The organism is Acinetobacter sp. Ver3 (genome assembly GCF_000632455.1).
Classification (GTDB): domain Bacteria; phylum Pseudomonadota; class Gammaproteobacteria; order Pseudomonadales; family Moraxellaceae; genus Acinetobacter.
This window is the reverse complement of the sequence record NZ_JFYL01000013.1, coordinates 1-23,304: the sequence shown is the minus strand read 5'-3', so window position 1 is coordinate 23,304 and position 23,304 is coordinate 1. Positions and strand designations below refer to the sequence as shown.

Below are 23,304 nucleotides of genomic sequence, written 5' to 3'. Positions count from 1 at the left end.
GTAATGAATCACTTGCGAACAATGACAAGCACATGATGTGTAATGTATAGCATATTTTTTAAGCAGAATTAGGAATGAATTTAGTGAATATTGCTGTGATTTTGTCGATTTATTCGTGATTCTGTGATCAAGTTTCAATAATTTATTACGCAAAATTCATATTTTCGACAGAAATATATCGGATTGAAACTCTGCGTTTCAGATTTAGACCTTTAATTTTGTTGTCATTGCCCACACTATAGATTCATAAATGATGATTAGAGATTTTTTATGCGTGTAGATGTGTGGTCAGATGTAGTATGCCCTTTTTGCTATATCGGAAAAAAACGTTTAGAAGCAGCAGCTGCTGCAACTGGTGTAGAACTTGAAGTCCATTGGCACAGTTTCCAGTTAGATCCTGATGCACCACCACGTCAAGAAGTCTCAAATAGCGAACGTTTGGCATTGAAATATGGGCGTACTGTCGCTGAAGTTGAAGAAATGCAACGCAATATTGCGGAAATGGCAAAAGCAGAAGGCATCGAGTTCAATTGGGAAAATGCCAACTCAGGGAATACATTTAACGCCCATCGAATTATTCATCATGCACAAAGCTTAGGATTGGGTTCGGAAGCAAAAGAAGCCTTTTTCTATAGCTATATGACCCAAGGTTTAGCCATTGGCGAGCGTGAAACCCTCGAAGATGTTGCTTCGCGCATTGGTTTAAATCCAGTTGAAGTGGATGATATTTTGGATTCTGATCAATATGCCGATTTTGTCCAATTTGATGAAGAACTTGCACGTGATCAATTGAAAGTGACTGGCGTACCATTCTTTGTATTCGATCAGCGTGTGGCTTTAGCTGGTGCTCAACCGACTCAAGTCTTCCAAGATGTGATCAACAAAGTATTAACGACTGCCAATGAACAAACAGATCAACCCACTGTTGAAGATGCAGAAACTTGTACTGATGAACATTGTGACGTGCCACCAAGCAAATCATAAAACATCTTCGAGAACCTAAATACTGGCTTAAGGTTGCATGACTTAAGCCATATTTAGACTGTTATAAAAATAGAATTCAGCGTTGCATAAACAAGCCTATTCAAGTGAATCGGAACTGAATATACTTTATGTATAGATTCACTGCATGACTCTATACATGGTAAATTTTTATAGACCTCTTTCCCCAAGGAGGTCTTTTTTTTATCTATAAAACAATTATTTAATAAAATTATTTGAGTTTTAAGTCTTCTCATTATCTGTTCTAATTTTAAATGACTATAAATTCATTGTTGTTTATTGTGAATTTTGTTGAACAATTCATTAGAATAGATCAAACATTGATTTTTAATAATATCACGATGCTTAAGCCCATTTTTTAATTTTATAAATAAATTCAGTGGCTTAACAATGAAAATAACTTAGAGCGAATATGAAAAGAATCATGCAGCAATTCAAACCGTCAACCTTAAGTCTTGTCTTAAGTTGTAGCTTTTTAAGTACTTTCGTGTATAGCCAAGATCAGATAGATCACTTGACTGATCCTTATCAAACAGATGAAATCAGTGTCAGTAGCGAATTCCCTACTTTAGACTATCCTTTAGAATTTCAACAAAAAGACTGGCCAACATCGGATGAAAATAGTTTAGGTTGGATTAACTACGTTCCTCGCATGGTTGATGCAACGCCGACACTATTCCCAGAACAATCCAATAAAAAAATATACGCTCCGACCCAAGCGACTGAAGATTTATCATGGATTGACCGACGTCAAAAATCGATTCGTCACTGGGCAGACCGAACCGCACAGCGAATCGATGGTTGGTTTGGTGAAGGTTATGAAGATGAAACCGCCAAAGCAACGCTACGTGTAATCTTTGATAATAAATGGAATAAGTATGATGATTACGAATTCAAGCCACGTATACGCGGTAAAATCGACTTACCAACCTTAGAGCGTAAATTAAGTTTAGTCTTTGGTGATGATTCACTGGATAATGAAATTGACAACAATATTGCCATTACCAATGAAAATCCCGCTGGTGATCCCGACAAAAATGTCGACACTAAGCGAATCCGTGAAGATAACAGTTCTATCGCCTTACGTTGGTCACAACTGTCTGATAAATTACCTTTCGATTTAGATGCTGACTTAGGTATCCGATCTGGAGATGACATTTATGCCCGCTTAAAGGCAAAAAAAGATTGGACTCTCGGGAATGATTTTTCCTTTCATGCTGAACAAATCTATCGTTATGGTATAGATAGTGAAAATTATCTAAGAACCAATTTGGAACTCACCCACGCACGTCCAAATGAAGCATTTATTTCAAATCAGCTTTATCTAACTTATGCGGATGAGCAGGATGATGATTGGACTTGGGATAATCGTACCTATCGCCAACATCAGTTTTTCCATGATAACCGCTTTAACTACGGTATGTATGTAGGCGGTTATTACAACGAAGATGATTTACGTATGAACAGTTGGGGACCTTTTGTTTCTTGGCGCCAACCCTTATTCCGCGAATGGTTCTTTGTTCAAGGTGATCTTAACTATTTTAATGACAAGCGTGAAGATCGATCACACTATCCTCGTGCTTTAGTTCGTCTTGAAGCTAGATTTTAGCGCTCGATAATAGTCATAAAAAAAGCCCATCACTGATGGGTTTTTTTTGGATTTTAGATTCTCAAATGACAGGCTTTTGAATCACGATACGATCATTACGTGTAATACGTATTTTTTTAGGAGACGCTTCAGCTTCAGTTTTAGGTAAAACATAACCGACACGATCTGTGCGTGCGATACGTTTACTATCCACAAAAGAATTAATATCAAACTGTGGAATTTGATGCTTCACCACGGTTACACGATCATTTCGAACAATTTTTTTCACATCTTGTTCTGCATAAGAGACATTGGTTAAGCTCAGACAAAACATGCTAAATGCGAGCATCATTGAAGTTTTCATAGAATATTCCCAATATTTAATGATCGCTATTATAGATTAATTATTATTTTTTGATATGTTTTACAAATCGAAACTTGGACGTATTTTTTTATCATCAACATCAAAAAAATTTATCTAGTTTAACCCAAAGCTTAAATAGCTCCTTTTGCATCCTACGACGGCGCTGCATTAAAAAAGCCTATCCGAAGATAGGCTTTCGATCACAATTTAAAATATGCGCTTATTTCAATAATAAGCTGTTAATGCGTTTTAAATATGCAGCTGGATCTTCTGGTAACCCACCTTCCGCAATCATCGCTTGATCAAAAATCACATTTGCAAGATCGTCAAATTGTGCTGAACCATCCAACTTTTTCACTAATGGATGCTCAGGGTTAATCTCTAAAATTGGCTTGCTTTCTGGGACTGCTTGACCTGCTTGTTTTAACATGCGAATCAACTGTGGAGACAATTCGCCTTCACCAGTTACCAGACACGCTGGAGAATCAACCAAACGAGTGGTTACGCGCACTTCTTTGGTTTTGTCTTTTAATGACTCAGACAGCTTTTCAACCACAGGTTTAAACTGCTCAGCCGCCGCTTCTAATGCTTTTTTCTCTTCAGCGTCTTGTAAATCACCTAAGTCTACAGCACCTTTTGCGACATTCTGCATTGGTGTCCCGTCAAACTCATGAACAAACTCCATTGCCCATTCATCTACACGTTCAGTCATTAGCAGAACATCGATGCCTTTTTTCTTGAATAACTCAAGTTGTGGCGAGTTTTTAGCAGCGGCTAAGCTTTCCGCCGTTACATAATAAATCGCCTTTTGACCTTCTTTCATTGCTGCTTTGTAGTCAGCCAATGAAGTGGTCACCTCATCATTGTTTGAAGTTGCAAAGCGTAGAAGCTTCAAAATTCGATCACGATTGGTGAAATCTTCACCCAAACCTTCTTTTAAGACAGATCCAAACTCAGCATAAAACTTCTTAAATTTCTCTTGATCTGTTTCATCTTCAGATTTAGCTAAAGTATCTAAAGTTGTTAAGATTCGACGTGTGTTACCTTCACGGATGGTTTTAACATCTCGACTTTCTTGAAGTAATTCACGACTCACATTCAACGGTAAGTCTGCGCTATCCACAACACCTTGAACGAATCGTAAATAGTTCGGGATGAGATTATCTGCATCATCCATGATGAAGACACGTTTCACATAGAGCTTGATACCTGCTTTCGCTTCACGTGAGAAAATGTTGTGCGGTGCTTTACTTGGGATATACAGTAATTGCGTATATTCAGTGCTCCCTTCTACACGGTTATGCGCCCATGTAATAGGTGCTTCAAAGTCGTGACTTAAGTTTTTATAAAACTCAATATACTGTTCTTCAGTAATGTCATTCTTACTACGTGTCCACAATGCGCTGGCAGAATTGATCGCCTCCCATTCACCCGTTTTGACATACTGGCCTGGTTTCGCTTCTTCGCCCTCAGCTGCTTCTTCTTGTTGCCATACCTCTTTTTCCATTTGAATTGGTAAACTGATATGGTCTGAATATTTATTGATAATTTGCTTTACTTTATAACTTTGCAAATAATCTAATGCGTCTTCGCGCAAGTGTAGAATAATATCTGTACCGCGACCTTCTTTCGTAATTTGCTCAACTTCAAATTCGCCTGTACCACCACTGATCCAACGTACACCTTCTGAAGCTTCAGCCCCTGCACGACGTGATTCAACTGTGATTTTATCAGCGACAATAAAGCCAGAATAAAAACCGACACCAAACTGACCAATTAACTGTGCATCTGACTTTTGATCACCGGTTAATTTAGACATAAAGTCTTTAGTACCAGATTTAGCAATCGTACCCAAATTATCAATAGCTTCTTGTTGGCTTAAACCAATACCGTTGTCTGAAATGGTGATGGTTTTATTATCTTTATCCAATTGTACGCGTACACGTAAATCTGGATCATTTTCATAGTATTCAGGATGATTAATCCCTTCAAAACGTAATTTATCACATGCGTCTGAAGCGTTTGAAATTAGCTCACGAAGGAAAATTTCTGGATTTGAATAAAGTGAATGCGTCACTAAATGTAAAAGCTGAGCAACTTCCGCTTGGAAACTATGTTTTTGTGTATTCTGCTCGCTCATAAACTACTCCTTAAACACATCAAAACAATTTTTTTGAATGCTTAATGAATGGTGTAGCTTCTAATTTTTTCAATGGTCAAAATTAAATTTTTTTAAAAAGGACCTTGTTTGTAAATTCGATCAAGATGTATTTCTAGTTTTTGCTGACGCATTTGATAGACATGATTTAAGCATTGCAAATTTGCTTGGCATTGATCACGTAATTCCAGCCATTTGACTTGTTCATTCTGAATGATTGATCGCATTCCCATCGGTACTAAACGACGAAGAATTTGATAAGTGGCAGCCATTTTAACATCTGCATCATTCAGGATACGATGTTCACAAACAGCTTTCTCAGTTTCGGACTGCGCTTTTTTGCAATCAAAACTCGCTGCAAATACTGGAACACTTCCACATGCAGCCAGCACAATGATGAGTTTTATGAATTGGTTCTTCATGCATACTACTCTGTTATGAGCTTTCTAGATTATTGAAAAAAATTGTTTTTTTATATGGTATTTTCTACCTGTTATAGTACGACACATAAAAAAAGCCCTATTGATTAATAGGGCTAGGCGCAACTTTATTTTTAGAATTTGTAGCTGTAACCAATGCTATAGATGACTGGATCTATATCTAGCTTGAACTTTGTTGTTCCATCTACATTCACTTCAGGGTTTAAATCTGCATAACGTACGTCAGCGAATACACCCCAGTTTTTTGCATCAGCTGGTTGGAAATTGAAACCTAACTGCGCTGCATAACCAAAATCTTCTTTTACACTTTGAACGCCTTGCTCATCCCAAGCAATAAATGCTGTTGCACCAAGACCAACATAAGGTGTAAATCCCGAGGTATTTTTAAAATGATATTTCGCAGTCAGTGTTGGTGGTAAATGTTTAATCGTCACTGCATCAGCGCCATTAATCAAAACATCATGGCGAACTGGTGTGGCTAATAATAATTCAGCAGAAATTTGATCATTAAAGAAATATTCCACCGAAGGGGTAAAAGCAAATTCATCATCGGCTTCCACTTTAGCTCCTCCTAGAGCGGCCACAGTGGTATCTTGCGTTGGAGAAATTGCAGATGCACCTAACTTAAGTTGCCATTCTCCTGCCAGTGCATTTGCAGACATTCCAAGCAAAACAATCAGTGCAATTTTATTTAACATTATTATAACCTCTGGAAGATTGATCTAAATAAACCACTATTTAAATATAATAAACATGTCAAAAATTAATATACAACTCTTAAAATTTAAATAAAATAAATTTTATTTACAAATAATTGATTAAAATGATAATTTATTTTAAATCATACTAATTTAGTCAATTATAAAACCATCAATTATTTTAAATAAATTATTAATCATATTATTTTACTCGGGATTTTTTATTTAATCCCACTATTTTAATCTGATTTAAAATAAAAAAGGCGATTATATTAATCGCCTTTTATTCAATCATTTTTTAAATATAGTTATAGCACCATTGCCGCGATCCAACCAAAAATCATCAATGGAATATTGAAATGAATAAATGTCGGAATCACACTGTCTTTCATATGGTCATGTTGACCATCCATATTCAAACCTGATGTTGGACCTAAAGTCGAGTCTGAAGCAGGAGAGCCTGCATCACCTAGAGCTGCAGCAGTACCTATGAGTGCAATTGTTGCTGCTGTACTAAAACCAAACTGAATACATAATGGGACATAAATGATTGCAAGAATTGGCACTGTAGAGAATGATGATCCTATACCTAGTGTAATTAACAATCCGATGAGTAACATCCAGAATGCTGCCCAACCTTGACTATCACCAATCCATGCGACTGAAGCCTCAACTAGCGTTGGAACCTGACCAGTAGCGCCGATCACGGCTGCAAAACCTTGTGCTGCGATCATAATAAAACCCACGAGTGCCATCATACGCATACCAGTAATGATGACATCGTCAGCTTCTTTCCACTTGAAAATACCTGCACAACTTAGGATCGCCACACCGACTAAACCAGCTAAAATCATCGAATCAGAATACAATTGCACTGCAAGCGTTGCTAAAACAGCACCCCCCGCCATATAAATCGTAAATTTAGAAACCTCCGGTCTCGCAGAACCTTCTTGAACACCCATTTCACCCGAAATGCTTTGTGGCTGTTCTTCGACATGAATGTCAAGATATTCTCGTGGTTTACGATAGCTATAAAACACTGCGATTAATAAACCTACGAACATCCCAAACACAGGAATCGCCATCGCAGAAGGGATTTGATCATAATCAATTTGGAAGCCAAGTGGTTCACCAAAAGTATTGATGTTTTGACCTAAAATATCATTTAGGAAAATTGCACCAAAACCGACTGGGATCAACATATAAGTTGCACATAAACCAAATGTGAGTAGACATGCAACCAATCGTCGATCAAGCTTTAAATGGTTGAATACCATCAATAATGGTGGAATCAATACAGGAATAAAAGCAATATGCACGGGAATTACGTTTTGAGAACAAACAGCCGCTATCGCAACCGTTGCAAAGATGGCATATTTGACACGATTTTGTATTTTAAGATTAGCCTCACCTTTAAGTGAATTAATCATTTTATATGCTAGAAGATCTGGCAAACCTGAACGAGCCAAAGTTAAGGCAAATGCACCAAGTACACCATAAGCTAAAGCAATCTGGGCACCCTTGCCCAAACCACCATTAAACGCTTCCATAGTGCCTTGTAAACCAAGACCAGCCAATAGGCCTCCTGTTACAGCACCAATGATCAGTGCAAATACCACAGGCACACGAGCCAAAGAGAGGCCAAACATGACCCCAATGGCAGCAAGAATTGCAAACATAAGAAATAGGAATCAGACAAAAAAACTATTTTATCAGAATTTGTTTGTAATAAATCTGCTCATCAGGGGTTGATACCTTCACTCGTCAGATTCTATTCGCCTTGCGCATTTTTTTTTGCAAATTGTTTAATATACGATGCGATCTCTTGGGCACGACTTAAAACAGCCCAATGATTCGCATCTAGCTCAACACGTTCAAAACCTGTCGCCCATTTTGGAATTTCGTCAATCAACTCTGGACTTACATATTTATCGCGTTTTAAGACTACCGCTTGAACGGGGCAAATCGCATGACGTTGACGAGGCATCGTTAGACGTGGAATAAAGTTTGCCCGATACAGTGCCACACCATACTCACCATCCTTAGAGATATTTTGGTTTACAGGTAAGCCTTTTGTATCTTCAAGAATTTCAAATATTTTGCCCCAGCGATCTGGATTGAGAAAATTCCACATCGTCGGTGCAACTACGGGTAGCTGAAATAGTACGATGTACCAAGACTTAATCAATTGCTTAAAGAACTTTGGTTTTTGATGTTTGAATTGTTCACGCATCCAATAAGCAGCATGGTCCAAGCATGGTCCAGATATAGTGGTATATGAAAGAATACGACCTTTAAATTTAGATTCTGTTACGGATTCCCATGTTTGAATTGAGCCCCAATCGTGTGCTGCCACATGAAAGTTTCGATTTGGCAACAGATAATTTACCACACTCTCCAAATCCAAAGACAGTTGAGCTAATGCATAAGCGCGAATCTTTTTCGGTACGCTCGATTGACCAGCGCCACGCACATCATAAGTTACAACAAAATAATCTTCGATTAAATTCGAAATGATTGGTTCCCATACTTCTTGATTGTCTGGATAACCATGCACAAGCACCAATGCCGGCTTATTCCGATCTCCCCATGTTTTAGCATAGAGTTTTTGTTGATCTGTCGTGTTAATCCAATGCGATTCAAATTGCATAATATGCTCAACCTTTTTTGTTATTGATTGACCGTTTTCTTGGTCTACGATGATTTTCGATCAATGCCAGAATATTTTTTGTACTTTAGTATGCTAACTAATGAAATAAAAATAATTGACCTAAATGAGTATTTTGAAAAAGCTAACGACAATTCCGTTAATCTCCAAGTATATGTTTAATAGCTTTGCACCCTTTCAAGGTGCAGGCATTACTATCGATAAAATCGACTTAAAAAATCATCATATTCGTGTAAAAATGCCACTTACACGAAAAAATAAAAATATTGTGGGTGTCCACTTTGGCGGTAGCCTTTATTCTATGGTTGACCCATTCTATATGACATTACTCATGTATCACTTAGGTGATAAATATATTGTTTGGGATAAGGCTGCAAGCATCGATTTTTTAACTCCTGGTCGTAGCACTGTTTATGCAGATATCCGCATTGATTCCAGTGAAATACAACTCATCAAAGAGCTCGCTAGCAATCATGCTCCTGTTTACCGTAACTATACTGTGAATATTATGGATGAATCAGGCTTACGGATCGCAGAAGTTCACAAAACTGTGTATATCCGTCGCAAGAAGGCAAAAGCCACACGTTTCCGTTAATAAAAAAGCGCTCTATGAGCGCTTTTTTTATCACTTTAGCAAATTAACGATTATTTTGTTCTATCGCTTTTGCTCTATCGCTGCTCCTGCACCGCCGCCAATTGCACCACCAATTGCAGCGCCAGAGTTACCACCAAAAATACTTTTACCGACTGCAGACCCGATTGCACCGCCTACACCACTATAAGTGGCATTACGATCTGAGCCCCCTTGAGCTTTACTACCTACAGCGGCACCTGCACCACCACCAAGCGTTGCACCAACACCACCACCAACATTATTACCAACACCACCACCAAGTGCACCGCCTGCAGCAGCTGCACCAATACGCTGTTGATTCGGCGTCATGCTTTCACAACCTGCAAGTAGCATTGTAGATACGGTTGCCATCGCCATGACAGCTGTTAACTTTTTCATCTTGATGTCCCTCTTTGTCTATTTATATAAGCATATCGCGATCTAGAGAATAAAATTTTCAATTTCTGTTACAAGACAACGCGAAAATGATGCTATTTGTAAAGAGTTTTTTTCAAAATAGATATTTAGCCTCAAATTCACATTATCAAACTCAATAAAAAAGGCACCCGTAGGTGCCTTCTTAATTCAGTTTAGATTAAAACTGATCTTCATTTAATGCTTGTGAGAACGCTTGGTCAACTTCAGAGAAGTCATTAACCAATTCGTGTTCAGCAGCTTCTGCTTCTTGACGACGACGCTCTAAGTGGTAAGCCAAACCTGTACCCGCTGGGATCAAGCGACCAACAACCACGTTTTCTTTTAGACCGCGTAAATCATCTTCTTTACCTGTTACAGCAGCTTCAGTTAACACACGTGTTGTTTCCTGGAACGATGCAGCAGAAATGAACGAGTCAGTAGAAAGTGAAGCTTTCGTGATACCCATCAATTGACGTTCAAACTTCGCAGGGAACTTGTTCTGAGCAAGTACTGCTTGGTTTTCTTGGACAACACGGATGTAATCCACTTGCTCGCCTTTGATGAAGCTTGTATCACCACCATCGATGATCTCAACTTTACGCAACATTTGACGTACGATGACTTCAATGTGCTTATCGTTGATTTTTACACCTTGGAGACGATATACGTCTTGAACTTCATTCACGATGTAGTTTGTCAACGCCACTTCACCTTTCAAACGTAAGATGTCATGTGGATTTTGCGGACCATCAGAAATCGTTTCACCACGGTTAACATGCTCACCTTCAAACACGTTAATCGTACGCCACTTAGGAATTAACTCTTCGTAAATCTCTGAGCCATCATCCGGTGTGATCACCAAACGATTCTTACCTTTAGTTTCTTTACCAAAGCTTACAACACCTGAAACTTCTGCAAGGATCGCATGTTCTTTCGGCTTACGTGCTTCAAACAAGTCAGCTACACGTGGAAGACCACCGGTAATATCACGAGTACGTGAAGTTTCTTGAGGTACACGACCAATTACATCACCCACACCAATTGTTTCGCCATCACGGACAGTCACAATTGTATTTTGTGGTAAGAAGTAGAACTGTTCACCACCATCAACTGTATCTAATACAATCGCTGGACGTAAGTCTTTACCAGAAGCTGGACGAGACGTTACAGGTAAAATTTCAACTGTCGTCATACCAGTTGCATCATCTGTTTTCGATGTTGCAGTCACGCCATCAGCGATTTGGCTGAAACGTGCTTTACCAGCAACTTCTGTTACCAATGGATGCGTATGCGGATCCCAAGTCGCTACAATACCGCCAGCTTCTACCGCACCACCATCTTTAATCAAGATTGAGGCACCGTAAGGAAGTTTATAGCGCTCACGCTCACGACCGATGTCATCAGTGATACCAATCTCACCAGAACGAGATACAGACACTAAGTGACCTTTAGCGTGTTGCACTGTCTTCACATTATGGAAACGGACAAAGCCTGCATTACGTACTTGAACACTGTTCGCAGCAGAAGTTCGGCTCGCAGCACCACCCACGTGGAATGTACGCATCGTTAACTGTGTACCTGGCTCACCAATGGATTGAGCAGCCATTACACCCACTGATTCACCTGGATTCACCAAGTGACCACGTGCAAGGTCACGACCATAACATTTCGCACATACACCAAAAGTAGATGCACAGTTTACTACTGAACGCACTTTAACTTCATCGACACCTTGCTCTTCTAGGTAGTTTGCAAGTTTCTCATCGATGAGTGTATTACGTGGCAGTACTACTTCATCAGAACCTGGTCGCTTCGCATCTTCAGCTAATACACGACCAAGCACACGAGTACCTAAGTTCTCGATAACATCACCACCTTGAATGAATGGCGTCATTACGAGACCGTCAAAAGTACCGCAATCTGGCTCAGTAATCACTAAGTCTTGCGCTACGTCTACAAGACGACGTGTCAAGTAACCCGAGTTCGCTGTCTTCAATGCCGTATCGGCCAAACCTTTACGCGCACCGTGTGTTGAAATGAAGTACTGAAGTACTGTCAAACCTTCACGGAAGTTCGCTTTAATTGGTGTCTCAATAATCGAGCCATCCGGTTTTGCCATCAAACCACGCATACCTGCAAGCTGACGAATCTGTGCTGCACTACCACGGGCACCAGAGTCAGACATCATGTAGATGGAGTTGAATGATTTTTGTTTTTCATCTTCGCCCTGTTTGTTCTTAACAGTCGTGTAAGACAAGTTATCCATCATCGCTTTCGCTACTTGGTCGTTTGTACGTGCCCAAATATCGACAACTTTGTTATAACGTTCACCGGCAGTTACGAAACCTTGTTCGAACTGTTGCTCAATTTCACGAACTTCAACTTCAGCTTTCTCGATGATTGAATACTTCGCAGGTGGAATCACCATGTCTTCCATACCAACAGACACGCCTGAACGTGTTGCTTGACGGAAACCGAGGTACATCAATTGGTCAGCAAAAATAACAGTATCTTTCAAACCAAGCTTACGGTAGCAAGAGTTGATCAATTTAGAGATATTCTTTTTAGTCATCTCAACGTTGATTTGCTCGAAGCTTAAACCTTCTGGCACAACTTCCCAAAGTAAACAACGGCCTGGCGTTGTATCAACGATAATAGTTTGTTGCTCACGCTCACCATTTTCATTGATCACAGTTTGATGTACACGAGCTTTAACGCGAGCATGTAAATCAACTTGACCTGTTGCAAGCGCACGGTTTACTTCGTGAGTATCCGCGAACACCATGCCTTCACCTTTGGCATTGATTGCATCACGCGTGATGTAATACAAGCCTAAGACAACGTCTTGCGATGGAACGATGATTGGTTCACCGTTTGCTGGAGACAAGATGTTGTTCGTTGACATCATTAACGCACGAGCTTCTAATTGAGCTTCAAGTGTTAATGGAACGTGTACCGCCATTTGGTCACCATCGAAGTCGGCGTTGAACGCAGCACATACGAGTGGGTGTAGACGGATTGCTTTACCTTCAATCAGTACAGGCTCAAATGCTTGAAGACCTAAACGGTGAAGTGTTGGCGCACGGTTCAACATCACTGGATGTTGACGAATCACAGATGCTAGAACGTCCCAAACTTCTGGAGTCTCACGCTCAACCATTTTCTTCGCAGCTTTAATGGTAGTTGCTTGACCAGACGCTTGTAATTTCGCGAAAATAAACGGCTTGAATAACTCAAGTGCCATTTTCTTAGGAAGACCACATTGGTGAAGACGTAAAGTAGGACCTACAGTAATTACCGAACGACCAGAATAGTCAACACGCTTACCAAGTAAGTTTTGACGGAAACGACCTTGTTTACCTTTGATCATGTCTGCCAAAGATTTAAGAGGACGTTTGTTCGAACCAGTAATTGCACGACCACGACGACCGTTATCTAACAATGCATCTACAGACTCTTGTAACATACGTTTTTCGTTACGTACGATGATATCTGGAGCAGCTAGATCAAGAAGACGCTTTAAACGGTTGTTACGGTTAATCACACGACGATAAAGATCGTTCAAATCAGATGTCGCGAAACGACCACCTTCAAGTGGTACAAGCGGACGAAGATCTGGTGGAAGTACTGGAAGTACAGTCAACACCATCCATTCTGGTTTGTTATTCGACTCTTTGAACGCTTCCATTAACTTCAAACGCTTAGATGCTTTCTTAAGCTTCGTTTCAGAAGTTGTATTCGGAATTTCTTCACGTAAACGAGAAATCTCAGCTTCAAGATCAATGTCTTTCAACAAATCTTGAACTGCTTCAGCACCCATTTTCGCAGTGAATTCATCACCGTGCTCTTCTAATGCTGTGAAGTATTCTTCGTCATTCAGAAGTTGGTATTTTTCGAAAGGAGTCATACCAGGATCTGTTACAACGTAAGATTCGAAATACAATACACGTTCGATATCACGTAGCGTCATGTCTAAAAGAAGACCGATACGGCTAGGCAGTGATTTTAAGAACCAAATGTGTGCAACTGGTGAAGCAAGCTCAATGTGACCCATACGTTCACGACGAACTTTCGCAGTTGTTACTTCAACGCCACATTTTTCACAAATGACACCTTTGTATTTCATACGCTTGTATTTACCACACAAGCATTCGTAATCTTTTACTGGACCAAAAATTTTGGCACAGAATAAACCATCACGTTCAGGTTTGAACGTACGATAGTTAATTGTCTCTGGCTTTTTAACTTCACCATGAGACCATGACTTAATCATTTCTGGTGACGCAAGACCAATACGGATGCGATCAAACTCTACAGGAGCATGACCGTCTGAATCCGTCTTTTTGCGCATGATATCGAGCAAGTCTTTCAATTTTTTTCTCCGTGTGTTGTGGAGATTTTCACTTCACAACTGGGTCACAAATATTGTTTTTTAACTGAATTGGTAATCTCCCCTAACCCCTCTTTTTTAAAGAGGGGTTAGTCTCCCCCTTATCAAAGGGGGATTGAGGGGGATTTAGTCACCATTTTTCAGTTCAATGTTGATACCTAAAGAACGGATCTCTTTGGTCAATACGTTGAACGATTCAGGCATACCTGGGTCCATATAATGGTTACCATCTACAATGTTCTTATAGATACGGGTACGACCCTCAACGTCATCCGACTTCACAGTCAGCATTTCTTGAAGCGTATAAGCTGCGCCATATGCTTCGAGTGCCCAGACCTCCATCTCACCGAAACGCTGACCACCGAATTGTGCTTTACCACCAAGCGGCTGTTGCGTTACAAGCGAGTAAGAACCTGTAGAACGCGCATGCATCTTGTCATCAACCAAGTGGTTCAATTTCAACATGTACATGTAACCTACAGTTACAGGACGGTCAAAACGTTCACCAGTACGGCCATCATACAGTACTGTCTGACCAGTACGTGAAAGACCAGATAGTTCTAATAACTCTTTGATTTGACCTTCTTCGGCACCGTCAAATACTGGTGTTGCAAGTGGAACACCTTTACGGAGGTTGCCTGAAAGTGCCAAGATTTCATCATCAGTTAAGCTATCAAGATCTTCTTGCTCGCCACCAACTTTGTTGTAAATCTTGTCTAAGAATTCACGAAGTTCAAGTACAGTACGTTGTTCTTTCAACATTTGATCGATCTTGTCACCAAGACCTTTCGCAGCCATACCCAAGTGAGTTTCAAGAATCTGACCCACGTTCATACGTGAAGGTACACCTAGTGGGTTCAATACGATATCTACTGGAACACCATTCGCATCATGTGGCATGTCTTCAACTGGCAAGATGTTTGATACAACACCTTTGTTACCATGACGACCCGCCATCTTATCACCAGGCTGAATACGACGTTTTACTGCTAGGTAAACTTTAACAACTTTCAATACGCCAGTTGTTAACTCATCACCTGTAGAAAGCTTGCGTTTTTTCTCAGCGAATTTCTCATCGATTTCAAGACTCTTCTCTTTCAAGAATACTTGAATTTGAGTTAAACGCTCCGCGATGCCTTCATCTACTGGTTGGATATCAAGTAGATCAACAAGTTCTAGATTTGAAAGAACTTCATCAGTTAACTTATCGCCACGTTTTGTTGTACCGCCGCCATTAGACTCTTGACCGTTCAACAAACGTACAACGCGCTCACGTGCAGCTTCTTCGAAGATTTTGTATTCTTCTTTCAAATCTTTACGGTATGCATCAAGTTGAGCTTTTTCAATCGCTTGAGCACGTTCGTCTTTCTCGATACCATCACGAGTAAACACTTGAACGTCGATGACTGTACCCTTCGTACCAGATGGAACACGAAGTGAAGAGTCTTTCACATCAGCTGCTTTTTCACCAAAGATTGCACGAAGCAATTTTTCTTCAGGAGTCAACTGCGTTTCGCCCTTAGGTGTTACTTTACCAACTAAAATGTCACCAGCAGTTACTTCAGCACCGATATAGACAATACCTGATTCATCAAGCTTAGAAAGTGCAGCCTCGCCTACGTTCGGAATATCAGCAGTAATTTCTTCAGAACCAAGTTTAGTATCACGCGCAACACAAGAGAGTTCTTGAATGTGAATAGACGTCAAACGATCTTCTTGAAGAACACGCTCAGATAATAAGATCGAGTCTTCGTAGTTATAACCGTTCCAAGTCATGAACGCGACACGCATGTTTTGACCAAGAGCCAATTCACCGCCATCAGTTGATGGACCATCAGCAAGTACATCACCACGACCAACTTTGTCGCCTAGGTTCACAAGCACTTTTTGGTTAATACATGTGTTTTGGTTTGAACGTGTGTATTTAATCAAGTTGTAGATATCTACACCTGCTTCACCCGCAACCATTTCATCTTCATTCACACGAATAACGACACGAGATGCATCTACGTATTCAATACGCCCGCCACGTTTCGCGATCACACACACGCCGGAATCATGCGCCACGTTCGCTTCCATACCTGTACCAACAAGAGGCTTGTCAGCAATCAGCGTAGGAACAGCCTGACGTTGCATGTTTGAACCCATCAATGCACGGTTCGCATCATCGTGTTCAAGGAATGGAATCAGTGACGCAGCCACAGAAACAACCTGCTGAGCAGATACGTCCATGTGCGTTACTTTTTCTGGCGGCATACGTACGAAGTCACCTTGGTGACGAACAGATACGAATTCTTCTGTTAAGTTGCCATCTTTATCCAATTGAGAATCGGCCTGTGCAATCACAGTACCTACTTCTTCAATTGCAGATAAATATTCAACTTCATCCGTTACACGACCATCAACAACTTTACGATATGGAGTTTCTAAGAAACCAAAGCTATTCGCTTTCGCATATACAGATAATGAGTTGATCAAACCAATGTTTGGACCTTCAGGCGTTTCAATTGGACAAACACGACCGTAGTGAGTCTGATGTACGTCACGTACTTCAAAGCCCGCACGTTCACGTGTTAAACCACCTGGACCTAATGCTGATACACGACGTTTGTGTGTAATTTCAGACAATGGGTTGTTTTGATCCATGAACTGAGATAACTGGCTTGAACCAAAGAATTCTTTGATTGCAGCCGCTACTGGTTTTGCGTTGATCAAGTCTTGTGGAGACAAATTATCTGTCTCTGCTTGTGATAAACGCTCTTTCACAGCACGTTCAACACGAACTAGACCAACACGGAATTGGTTTTCTGTCATTTCGCCAACAGAACGTACGCGACGGTTACCTAGATGGTCGATATCATCGACTTCACCTTTACCGTTACGGATTTCAACCAGTGTTTTTAATACGTCAATGATGTCATCGTTTGAAAGAATACCTTCAACTTCACGTGACTTCTGATCTGTACCCACTTCGTAAGGACGACCCAAACGACGGTTGAACTTCATACGACCAACTGGTGATAAGTCATAACGTTCAGAAGAGAAGAACAAGTTATTGAATAAGTTTTCTGCAGCTTCTTTCGTTGGTGGCTCACCTGGACGCATTACCTTGTAAATTTCTACAAGCGCTTCTTCACGACCAGAAGTCGTATCAGCACGTAATGAATCAGCTACGAATGAACCGCGATCAATGTCATTGGTATAAAGTACGTTAAATTGCTTAACGCCGCCTTCAGCGATTTTAACCATCACTTCATGGCTAAGAACCGTGTTTGCAGCAATCACATCACCATTGTGTAATGTAATATCTTCAGCAGTAATACGCTCATATAAATATTCATCAGGTACTGGAAGTTTAGTTAAGCCTGCAGCTTCCATTTGACGAACATGACGCGCATTAATACGTTTACCTTGCTCAACGATTGTCTTACCGTCATTGTCTGTGATATCAAATTGTGCCATTTCGCCACGCAGACGCTCTGGAACCAAATCAATTTGATAGCTGCCCATGTCTAGATATACAGGAACTTTTTCATAGAACATGTCTAGAATTTGTTCGTTTGTATAGTTCAAGGCACGAAGAATCACAGTCGCAAGTAACTTACGACGACGGTCAATACGAACGTATACTAAATCTTTAGCATCAAACTCAAAGTCTAACCATGAACCACGGTAAGGAATGATACGTGCTGAATAAAGCACCTTACCACTTGAATGCGTCTTACCCTTGTCATGATCAAAGAACACACCAGGTGAACGATGTAATTGAGATACGATTACACGCTCAGTACCATTGATCACGAACGTACCATTCTGTGTCATAAGTGGCATTTCACCCATGTACACTTCTTGTTCACGTACGTCTTTAATTGATTTCGTTTCGCGATCCTTAATGATCAAACGAATTTTTACGCGCATTGGTGCCGCATAAGTTGAGCCACGAAGAATACATTCGCGAACGTCAAACTCTGGTTTACCAAGGCTATACTCAACGAATTCTAAAGCAGCATTCCCAGAATAACTTTCAATTGGAAAAACTGAACGAAATGCGGCTTGGAGACCGATATCTTCGAGGTTTTTTGGTGTTTTGCCATCTTGAAGGAACGTTCTGTACGAGTCGACTTGAATCGCGAGCAGGTACGGAGCATCCATCACTTGGGGCAATTTACCAAAATTCTTACGGATCCGTTTCTTTTCGGTATATGAGTATGCCATCTGGAGTCCTCGGAAAGTAAACTAAACCCGCCTGCAGAACGGGTCTAGAAGGAATTACGCAGGTCGATATGACCACCACTTTGTTCAAATGCTGCAATGTTCAGTGGTATTAAAACGCTTAACAATATTTTTAAACATGGAAAAATATTGGTAAGCGTTTGATTTTATTCAATTATAGTTAGTATTGATGATTTTTACACCAAGTTAACAAAAATCGAGCCGATAATTGTAACGCAAAAAGGCTGATGACCCAAGAGCCATCAGCCAATTTTTGGGGTCAAATTAATAATGACCCCATGGCGAAATTACTTAACAGTAACTTGAGCACCAGCTTCTTCAAGTTTCTTCTTAAGTTCTTCAGCTTCTTCTTTAGAAACACCTTCTTTAAGAAGAGCTGGAGCGCCTTCAACTAAATCTTTAGCTTCTTTAAGACCAAGACCAGTAGCTTCACGAACTGCTTTAATTACAGCAACTTTGTTAGCACCGAAAGAAGTCAACTCTACATTGAATTCAGTTTGTTCTTCAGCAGCAGCAGCGCCAGCACCTGGAGCAGCAGCTACAGCTACAGCAGCAGCAGATACATTGAATTTCTCTTCAAAAGCAGAGATAAGTTCAACAAGTTCAAGAACAGTTTTTTCAGCAACTGCGTTTAAGATTTCTTCGTTAGTTAAAGCCATGAGAATAACTCCAAATGGATATTGAATGGTGTGGAAATTGATTTATTAAGCTTAAGCAGCTTCTGACTCGTTTTTCTCTTTGAGCGCAGTAATAAGGCGACCCAATTTCGAAATAGGAGCTTGAAGAACATTTGCAAGCATAGTAAGCGCTTTTTCTTGGTTCGGAAGGTTCGCGATTACGCTAACTTCAGCACCTTGATAAACCTTGCCATCGAATGCAGCAGCTTTAAGTTCAAATGCTTTATTAGTTTTAGCAAATTCTTCAAACAAACGAGCAGCTGCGCCCATGTCGTCTTCAGAAGTCGAGAAAGCTAAAATTGTTGGGCCAACAAGGTTGTCGTTCAAGATATCGAACTGAGTATCTTGAAGAGCACGTTTAGCTAAAGTATTACGCACGATACGTGTAGTAACACCTAGTTTACGAGCTTCAACACGAAGAGCAGTTAATTGCTCAACAGTTAAACCTTGGTAGTCAGCAACAACAGCAGTGAAAGCAGTAGAAGCAACAGCGTTAACTTCAGCTACGATCTGTTTTTTGTCTTCGATAAGAAGAGCCATTGTAAAACCTCCTAACGGTGATTTATGTACTCACGCGAAGTACACTCCCAGTTCGTTAACTCATCACTGAGTCAACACGCGGAGGATGAACTAAATCACACCACCGCGTCTACGCAGGCTGGAATATTAAGAGCGAAGCATAAAACTCCCCTCGCCTGAGGTCTTTGACGCTGATAAATTCTCATTTACCAATTCAAAGTTTGCCTAAGTTCGCAAGAAATCCAAAACCGGTATCTTGCGTAAGATTTGAAGCAGCGCTTCAAATCTTACTCAGGGCTTTAAAATTCTGTCTAAGTTAAACTTAGTTAGAAACGTTAGTTACATCAATAGTAAGACCAGGACCCATAGTTGAGCTTAAAGTGATCTTTTTGATATAAACACCTTTAGAAGTTGCAGGTTTTGCTTTCTTAAGGTCAGCTACAAGAGCTTCAACGTTTTGACGAACAGCTTCAGCAGTGAAACCTACTTGACCGATCGCAGCATGGATGATACCCGCTTTGTCTACACGGTAACGTGCTTGACCAGCTTTTGCATTTTTAACTGCAGTTGCTACGTCAGGAGTTACAGTACCCACTTTAGGGTTTGGCATTAAGCCACGTGGACCAAGGATTGTACCTAACTTACCTACAACGCGCATTGCATCTGGAGCAGCAATCACTACGTCAAAGTCAAGGTTACCCGCTTGAATGCTTTCAGCAAGGTCATCAAAACCAACTACGTCCGCGCCTTCAGCTTTAGCAGCTTCAGCAGCAGCGCCTTGAGCAAACACAGCTACACGTACAGTTTTACCAGTACCTGCAGGAAGTGTAGTCGCACCACGAACAACTTGGTCAGATTTACGAGGATCAACACCTAGATTTACAGCTACATCCAAAGATTCTTTGAATTTAGCAGCTGGAAGGCTAGAAAGTACTGCTACAGCTTCTTCCAAAGTATAAACTTTGTTCGCTTCTACAGCAGCTGCAATCGCTTTTTGACGTTTAGTTAATTTAGCCATGTCTTAAAGCTCCACTTCCAAGCCCATAGAACGTGCAGAACCAGCAATGGTACGTACACGCGCGTCTAAGTCAGCACCAGTTAAATCTGGTTCTTTAGTAGTCGCGATCTCTTCTAATTGAGCACGAGTCAACTTACCAACTTTAGTTTTGTTAGGTACAGCTGAACCCTTTTGGATACCAGCAGCTTTCTTAAGCAGAATAGCAGCAGGCGGAGTTTTCATGATAAATGTGAACGACTTGTCGTTGTACACAGTGATCACTACAGGAATCGGAAGACCAGCTTCAAGTTTTTGTGTAGCAGCATTGAATTCTTTACAGAATGCCATGATGTTTACACCACGTTGACCTAGTGCAGGACCGATTGGTGGAGATGGATTCGCTTTACCAGCTGGAACTTGCAGCTTGATATAGCCGTCAATCTTCTTAGCCATTTCAATTACCTCTGGGTACAAACGCCGATTAAGGCTCCCCAATATTTACAAGTAACGATACCGTTACAACAACAATGCCCGATTAATAAAATCGGGCGTTTTCAACCAATTCAGATTAAATTGTTTTTTCGACTTGGCGAAATTCCAATTCAACTTGAGTTGGTCGATTGAATACATTAATCGTCAACGTTAAGCGTGACTTTTCGTACTGAACTTCTTCCACCACACCTTTAAAGTCTGTGAATGGACCATCAGTAACCAATAATTCTTCGCCTGGCTCGAACATTGTCTTAGGACGAGGTGCTTCGCCAGTATTGCGTACACGTGCAAGAATCGCGTCAGCTTCTTTTTGCGTAATTGGAGCAGGCTTTTCTGCCGTACCACCAATAAATCCGAGCACTTTTGGACATTCTTTAACAATGTGCCAAGTATCGTCATTCATTTCCATTTCAACTAACACATAGCCTGGAAAGAATTTACGCTCTGACTTACGTTTCTTACCATCCTTCATCTCTACCACTTCTTCAGTAGGAACAAGGACTTCACCAAAGCTATCGGCAACAGCGCTACGCTGGATTCGATCATTAAGCGAACGCATCACTTGTTTTTCATAACCTGAATAGGCATGAATAATGTACCAACGTTTCATAGCTCTTTTACCCGATAATAAACTTCATCAACCAACTAATAATGTAATCAAAACACCATAAACCAATAGCGGTGATTACAACAACAAGTAACACTTGCCATGATGCAGTTACTGTTTCTTGCTTTGTTGGCCAAATCACTCGACGCAGTTCAATGCGTGAGTCTTTCAACAAACGAACAAAGCCTTTGCCTTGATGGGTGGCGTATAATAAACCTAAAGCCACAACGATACAAGCCAAAATTACCCCAACACGCACCCAAATATTGTTTGCGGGAACCCAATATGCTGGAAGATGTTGATTTACCATAAGTGCACCAGCAAGTAATGCCAATGCAATAATCCATAAAATCACGTCAACTGGTGAACCAGATTTAACGACTTCAGCGGAATTGTTTCTTTGAGGAATTGGCGCGTCGCTTAATGCGTCACGCGATTTATCATTCGACATTTTTGTACTCGTCGTTGAATTCGCGACTTATTATATGACCAGTTTAGCCAGCATCAAGCTTTTTATCAAAAATAATTTGGCAGGCCAGGAGGGACTCGAACCCCCAACATTCGGTTTTGGAGACCGACGCTCTACCAATTGAACTACTGACCTATAACAAAACCGAGAATCGAAACTCTCGGTTTTCGTTTGTACTTCTATTATGCAGTTACTTTAGCAACAACACCAGCACCAACTGTACGACCACCTTCACGGATCGCAAAACGTAGACCTGGGTCCATTGCGATTGGGTGGATTAATTCTACTGACATTTCTACGTTGTCACCAGGCATAACCATTTCAACGCCTTCTTTTAATTGAATCGCGCCAGTTACGTCAGTTGTACGGAAGTAGAACTGTGGACGGTAACCGTTAAGGAATGGAGTGTGACGACCACCTTCTTCTTTAGAAAGTACGTATACTTCTGCATCGAATTTAGTGTGTGGCTTGATTGAACCTGGTTTAGAAAGTACTTGACCACGTTGTACATCTTCACGCTTAGTACCACGTAATAAGATACCACAGTTCTCGCCCGCACGACCTTCGTCTAGAAGTTTACGGAACATTTCAACACCAGTTACTGTCGTTTTAACTGTGTCTTTGATACCTACGATTTCAACTTCTTCGCCTACTTTAACGATACCAGTTTCTACACGGCCAGTTACTACTGTACCACGACCAGAAATAGAGAATACGTCTTCGATTGGCATCAAGAATGCTTGGTCTACAGCACGTACTGGCTCTGGGATGTAAGTGTCAAGCGCTTCAACAAGAGCAACAACAGCATCTTCACCGAACTGACCAGCTTCACCGTTAAGTGCAGCAAGAGCAGAACCACGGATAACTGGAGTGTCATCACCTGGGAAGTCATAAGTAGAAAGAAGCTCACGAACTTCCATTTCAACTAGCTCAAGAAGCTCTTCGTCGTCTACAAGGTCACATTTGTTTAAA

At 40.7% G+C, this 23,304-nt stretch carries 19 protein-coding genes and 1 tRNA gene; 3 read left to right on the top strand and 17 right to left on the bottom strand.

Annotated features, from left to right (window positions below):
* The first annotated feature begins 270 nt into the window (after positions 1–270).
* The gene (locus tag CL42_RS05575) at positions 271–984 is read left to right on the top strand and encodes a DsbA family oxidoreductase (RefSeq protein WP_035265969.1); all 714 of its coding nucleotides are present in this window, start codon (positions 271–273) and stop codon (positions 982–984) included.
* Between the two features lie 430 nt (positions 985–1,414).
* Complete coding sequence (locus tag CL42_RS05570) at positions 1,415–2,611, top strand: hypothetical protein (protein WP_228133231.1); 1,197 nt, start codon at positions 1,415–1,417, stop codon at positions 2,609–2,611.
* Positions 2,612–2,672: 61 nt separating this feature from the next.
* Here CL42_RS05570 and CL42_RS05565 read toward each other — a convergent pair whose 3' ends face one another.
* The 6 genes from CL42_RS05565 to CL42_RS05540 all read right to left on the bottom strand — a co-directional run bounded on the left by CL42_RS05565 (position 2,673) and on the right by CL42_RS05540 (position 8,900).
* The gene (locus CL42_RS05565; protein ID WP_035265966.1) at positions 2,673–2,954 is read right to left on the bottom strand and encodes a hypothetical protein; all 282 of its coding nucleotides are present in this window, start codon (positions 2,952–2,954) and stop codon (positions 2,673–2,675) included.
* 220 nt (positions 2,955–3,174) lie between these two features.
* Complete coding sequence (gene htpG, locus CL42_RS05560) at positions 3,175–5,094, bottom strand: molecular chaperone HtpG (RefSeq protein ID WP_035265965.1); 1,920 nt, start codon at positions 5,092–5,094, stop codon at positions 3,175–3,177.
* Between the two features lie 92 nt (positions 5,095–5,186).
* Positions 5,187–5,534 (bottom strand): lysozyme inhibitor LprI family protein, encoded by a 348-nt coding sequence (locus CL42_RS05555; RefSeq protein WP_035265964.1) that lies wholly within the window; start codon positions 5,532–5,534, stop codon positions 5,187–5,189.
* 131 nt (positions 5,535–5,665) lie between these two features.
* Complete coding sequence (locus tag CL42_RS05550; protein WP_035265961.1) at positions 5,666–6,250, bottom strand: OmpW/AlkL family protein; 585 nt, start codon at positions 6,248–6,250, stop codon at positions 5,666–5,668.
* 308 nt (positions 6,251–6,558) lie between these two features.
* Complete coding sequence (locus CL42_RS05545) at positions 6,559–7,929, bottom strand: Na+/H+ antiporter family protein (protein WP_035265959.1); 1,371 nt, start codon at positions 7,927–7,929, stop codon at positions 6,559–6,561.
* Between the two features lie 92 nt (positions 7,930–8,021).
* On the bottom strand, positions 8,022–8,900 hold the full coding sequence (locus CL42_RS05540) for an alpha/beta fold hydrolase (RefSeq protein ID WP_035265956.1): 879 nt from the start codon (positions 8,898–8,900) through the stop codon (positions 8,022–8,024).
* 124 nt (positions 8,901–9,024) lie between these two features.
* On the opposite strand from CL42_RS05540, the gene CL42_RS05535 reads away from it, so the two are divergent.
* Positions 9,025–9,513, top strand: a complete 489-nt coding sequence (locus tag CL42_RS05535; RefSeq protein ID WP_035265952.1) for a DUF4442 domain-containing protein — start codon at positions 9,025–9,027, stop codon at positions 9,511–9,513.
* Positions 9,514–9,573: 60 nt separating this feature from the next.
* Here CL42_RS05535 and CL42_RS05530 read toward each other — a convergent pair whose 3' ends face one another.
* From CL42_RS05530 to CL42_RS05480, 11 genes are all read right to left on the bottom strand, one after another.
* Positions 9,574–9,930: a hypothetical protein gene (locus tag CL42_RS05530; RefSeq protein ID WP_035265949.1), complete on the bottom strand. Its 357-nt coding sequence runs from the start codon at positions 9,928–9,930 to the stop codon at positions 9,574–9,576.
* A gap of 196 nt (positions 9,931–10,126) precedes the next feature.
* Entirely contained in the window at positions 10,127–14,320 is a 4,194-nt protein-coding gene (gene rpoC / locus CL42_RS05525) for a DNA-directed RNA polymerase subunit beta' (protein ID WP_035265945.1), read from the bottom strand.
* A 144-nt stretch (positions 14,321–14,464) separates the two neighbouring features.
* Positions 14,465–18,553 (bottom strand): DNA-directed RNA polymerase subunit beta, encoded by a 4,089-nt coding sequence (gene rpoB / locus CL42_RS05520; RefSeq protein ID WP_035265943.1) that lies wholly within the window; start codon positions 18,551–18,553, stop codon positions 14,465–14,467.
* Between the two features lie 305 nt (positions 18,554–18,858).
* The gene (gene rplL / locus CL42_RS05515) at positions 18,859–19,230 is read right to left on the bottom strand and encodes a 50S ribosomal protein L7/L12 (protein ID WP_035265942.1); all 372 of its coding nucleotides are present in this window, start codon (positions 19,228–19,230) and stop codon (positions 18,859–18,861) included.
* Positions 19,231–19,281: 51 nt separating this feature from the next.
* The gene (gene rplJ, locus CL42_RS05510) at positions 19,282–19,788 is read right to left on the bottom strand and encodes a 50S ribosomal protein L10 (protein WP_035265941.1); all 507 of its coding nucleotides are present in this window, start codon (positions 19,786–19,788) and stop codon (positions 19,282–19,284) included.
* Between the two features lie 301 nt (positions 19,789–20,089).
* Complete coding sequence (gene rplA, locus CL42_RS05505; protein WP_035265940.1) at positions 20,090–20,785, bottom strand: 50S ribosomal protein L1; 696 nt, start codon at positions 20,783–20,785, stop codon at positions 20,090–20,092.
* A 3-nt stretch (positions 20,786–20,788) separates the two neighbouring features.
* Complete coding sequence (gene rplK / locus CL42_RS05500) at positions 20,789–21,217, bottom strand: 50S ribosomal protein L11 (protein WP_004813566.1); 429 nt, start codon at positions 21,215–21,217, stop codon at positions 20,789–20,791.
* Positions 21,218–21,332: 115 nt separating this feature from the next.
* Positions 21,333–21,866 carry a transcription termination/antitermination protein NusG gene (gene nusG, locus CL42_RS05495; RefSeq protein WP_035265938.1) on the bottom strand — a complete coding sequence of 178 codons (534 nt, stop codon included), beginning with the start codon at positions 21,864–21,866 and terminating at the stop codon, positions 21,333–21,335.
* A gap of 7 nt (positions 21,867–21,873) precedes the next feature.
* A complete protein-coding gene (secE, locus tag CL42_RS05490; RefSeq protein ID WP_035265936.1) occupies positions 21,874–22,314 on the bottom strand; it encodes a preprotein translocase subunit SecE in 441 nt (146 codons plus the stop codon).
* A gap of 77 nt (positions 22,315–22,391) precedes the next feature.
* A tRNA-Trp gene (locus CL42_RS05485) sits at positions 22,392–22,467 on the bottom strand.
* A gap of 47 nt (positions 22,468–22,514) precedes the next feature.
* The coding region (locus CL42_RS05480) for an elongation factor Tu (protein ID WP_035265934.1) at positions 22,515–23,304 on the bottom strand (790 nt) is incomplete at its 5' end.

Excerpts from the sequence above, each read along its gene's own strand:
- CL42_RS05550 (WP_035265961.1), bottom strand. The coding sequence starts at position 6,250 with ATGTTAAATAAAATTGCACTGATTGTTTTGCTTGGAATGTCTGCAAAT.
- CL42_RS05570 (WP_228133231.1), top strand. The coding sequence starts at position 1,415 with ATGAAAAGAATCATGCAGCAATTCAAACCGTCAACCTTAAGTCTTGTC.
- CL42_RS05545 (WP_035265959.1), bottom strand. The coding sequence starts at position 7,929 with ATGTTTGCAATTCTTGCTGCCATTGGGGTCATGTTTGGCCTCTCTTTG.
- nusG (WP_035265938.1), bottom strand. The coding sequence starts at position 21,866 with ATGAAACGTTGGTACATTATTCATGCCTATTCAGGTTATGAAAAACAA.
- CL42_RS05565 (WP_035265966.1), bottom strand. The coding sequence starts at position 2,954 with ATGAAAACTTCAATGATGCTCGCATTTAGCATGTTTTGTCTGAGCTTA.
- htpG (WP_035265965.1), bottom strand. The coding sequence starts at position 5,094 with ATGAGCGAGCAGAATACACAAAAACATAGTTTCCAAGCGGAAGTTGCT.
- rplA (WP_035265940.1), bottom strand. The coding sequence starts at position 20,785 with ATGGCTAAATTAACTAAACGTCAAAAAGCGATTGCAGCTGCTGTAGAA.
- secE (WP_035265936.1), bottom strand. The coding sequence starts at position 22,314 with ATGTCGAATGATAAATCGCGTGACGCATTAAGCGACGCGCCAATTCCT.
- rpoB (WP_035265943.1), bottom strand. The coding sequence starts at position 18,553 with ATGGCATACTCATATACCGAAAAGAAACGGATCCGTAAGAATTTTGGT.
- CL42_RS05540 (WP_035265956.1), bottom strand. The coding sequence starts at position 8,900 with ATGCAATTTGAATCGCATTGGATTAACACGACAGATCAACAAAAACTC.
- rplL (WP_035265942.1), bottom strand. The coding sequence starts at position 19,230 with ATGGCTTTAACTAACGAAGAAATCTTAAACGCAGTTGCTGAAAAAACT.
- rplJ (WP_035265941.1), bottom strand. The coding sequence starts at position 19,788 with ATGGCTCTTCTTATCGAAGACAAAAAACAGATCGTAGCTGAAGTTAAC.
- rplK (WP_004813566.1), bottom strand. The coding sequence starts at position 21,217 with ATGGCTAAGAAGATTGACGGCTATATCAAGCTGCAAGTTCCAGCTGGT.
- CL42_RS05530 (WP_035265949.1), bottom strand. The coding sequence starts at position 9,930 with ATGAAAAAGTTAACAGCTGTCATGGCGATGGCAACCGTATCTACAATG.
- CL42_RS05555 (WP_035265964.1), bottom strand. The coding sequence starts at position 5,534 with ATGAAGAACCAATTCATAAAACTCATCATTGTGCTGGCTGCATGTGGA.
- CL42_RS05535 (WP_035265952.1), top strand. The coding sequence starts at position 9,025 with ATGAGTATTTTGAAAAAGCTAACGACAATTCCGTTAATCTCCAAGTAT.
- CL42_RS05575 (WP_035265969.1), top strand. The coding sequence starts at position 271 with ATGCGTGTAGATGTGTGGTCAGATGTAGTATGCCCTTTTTGCTATATC.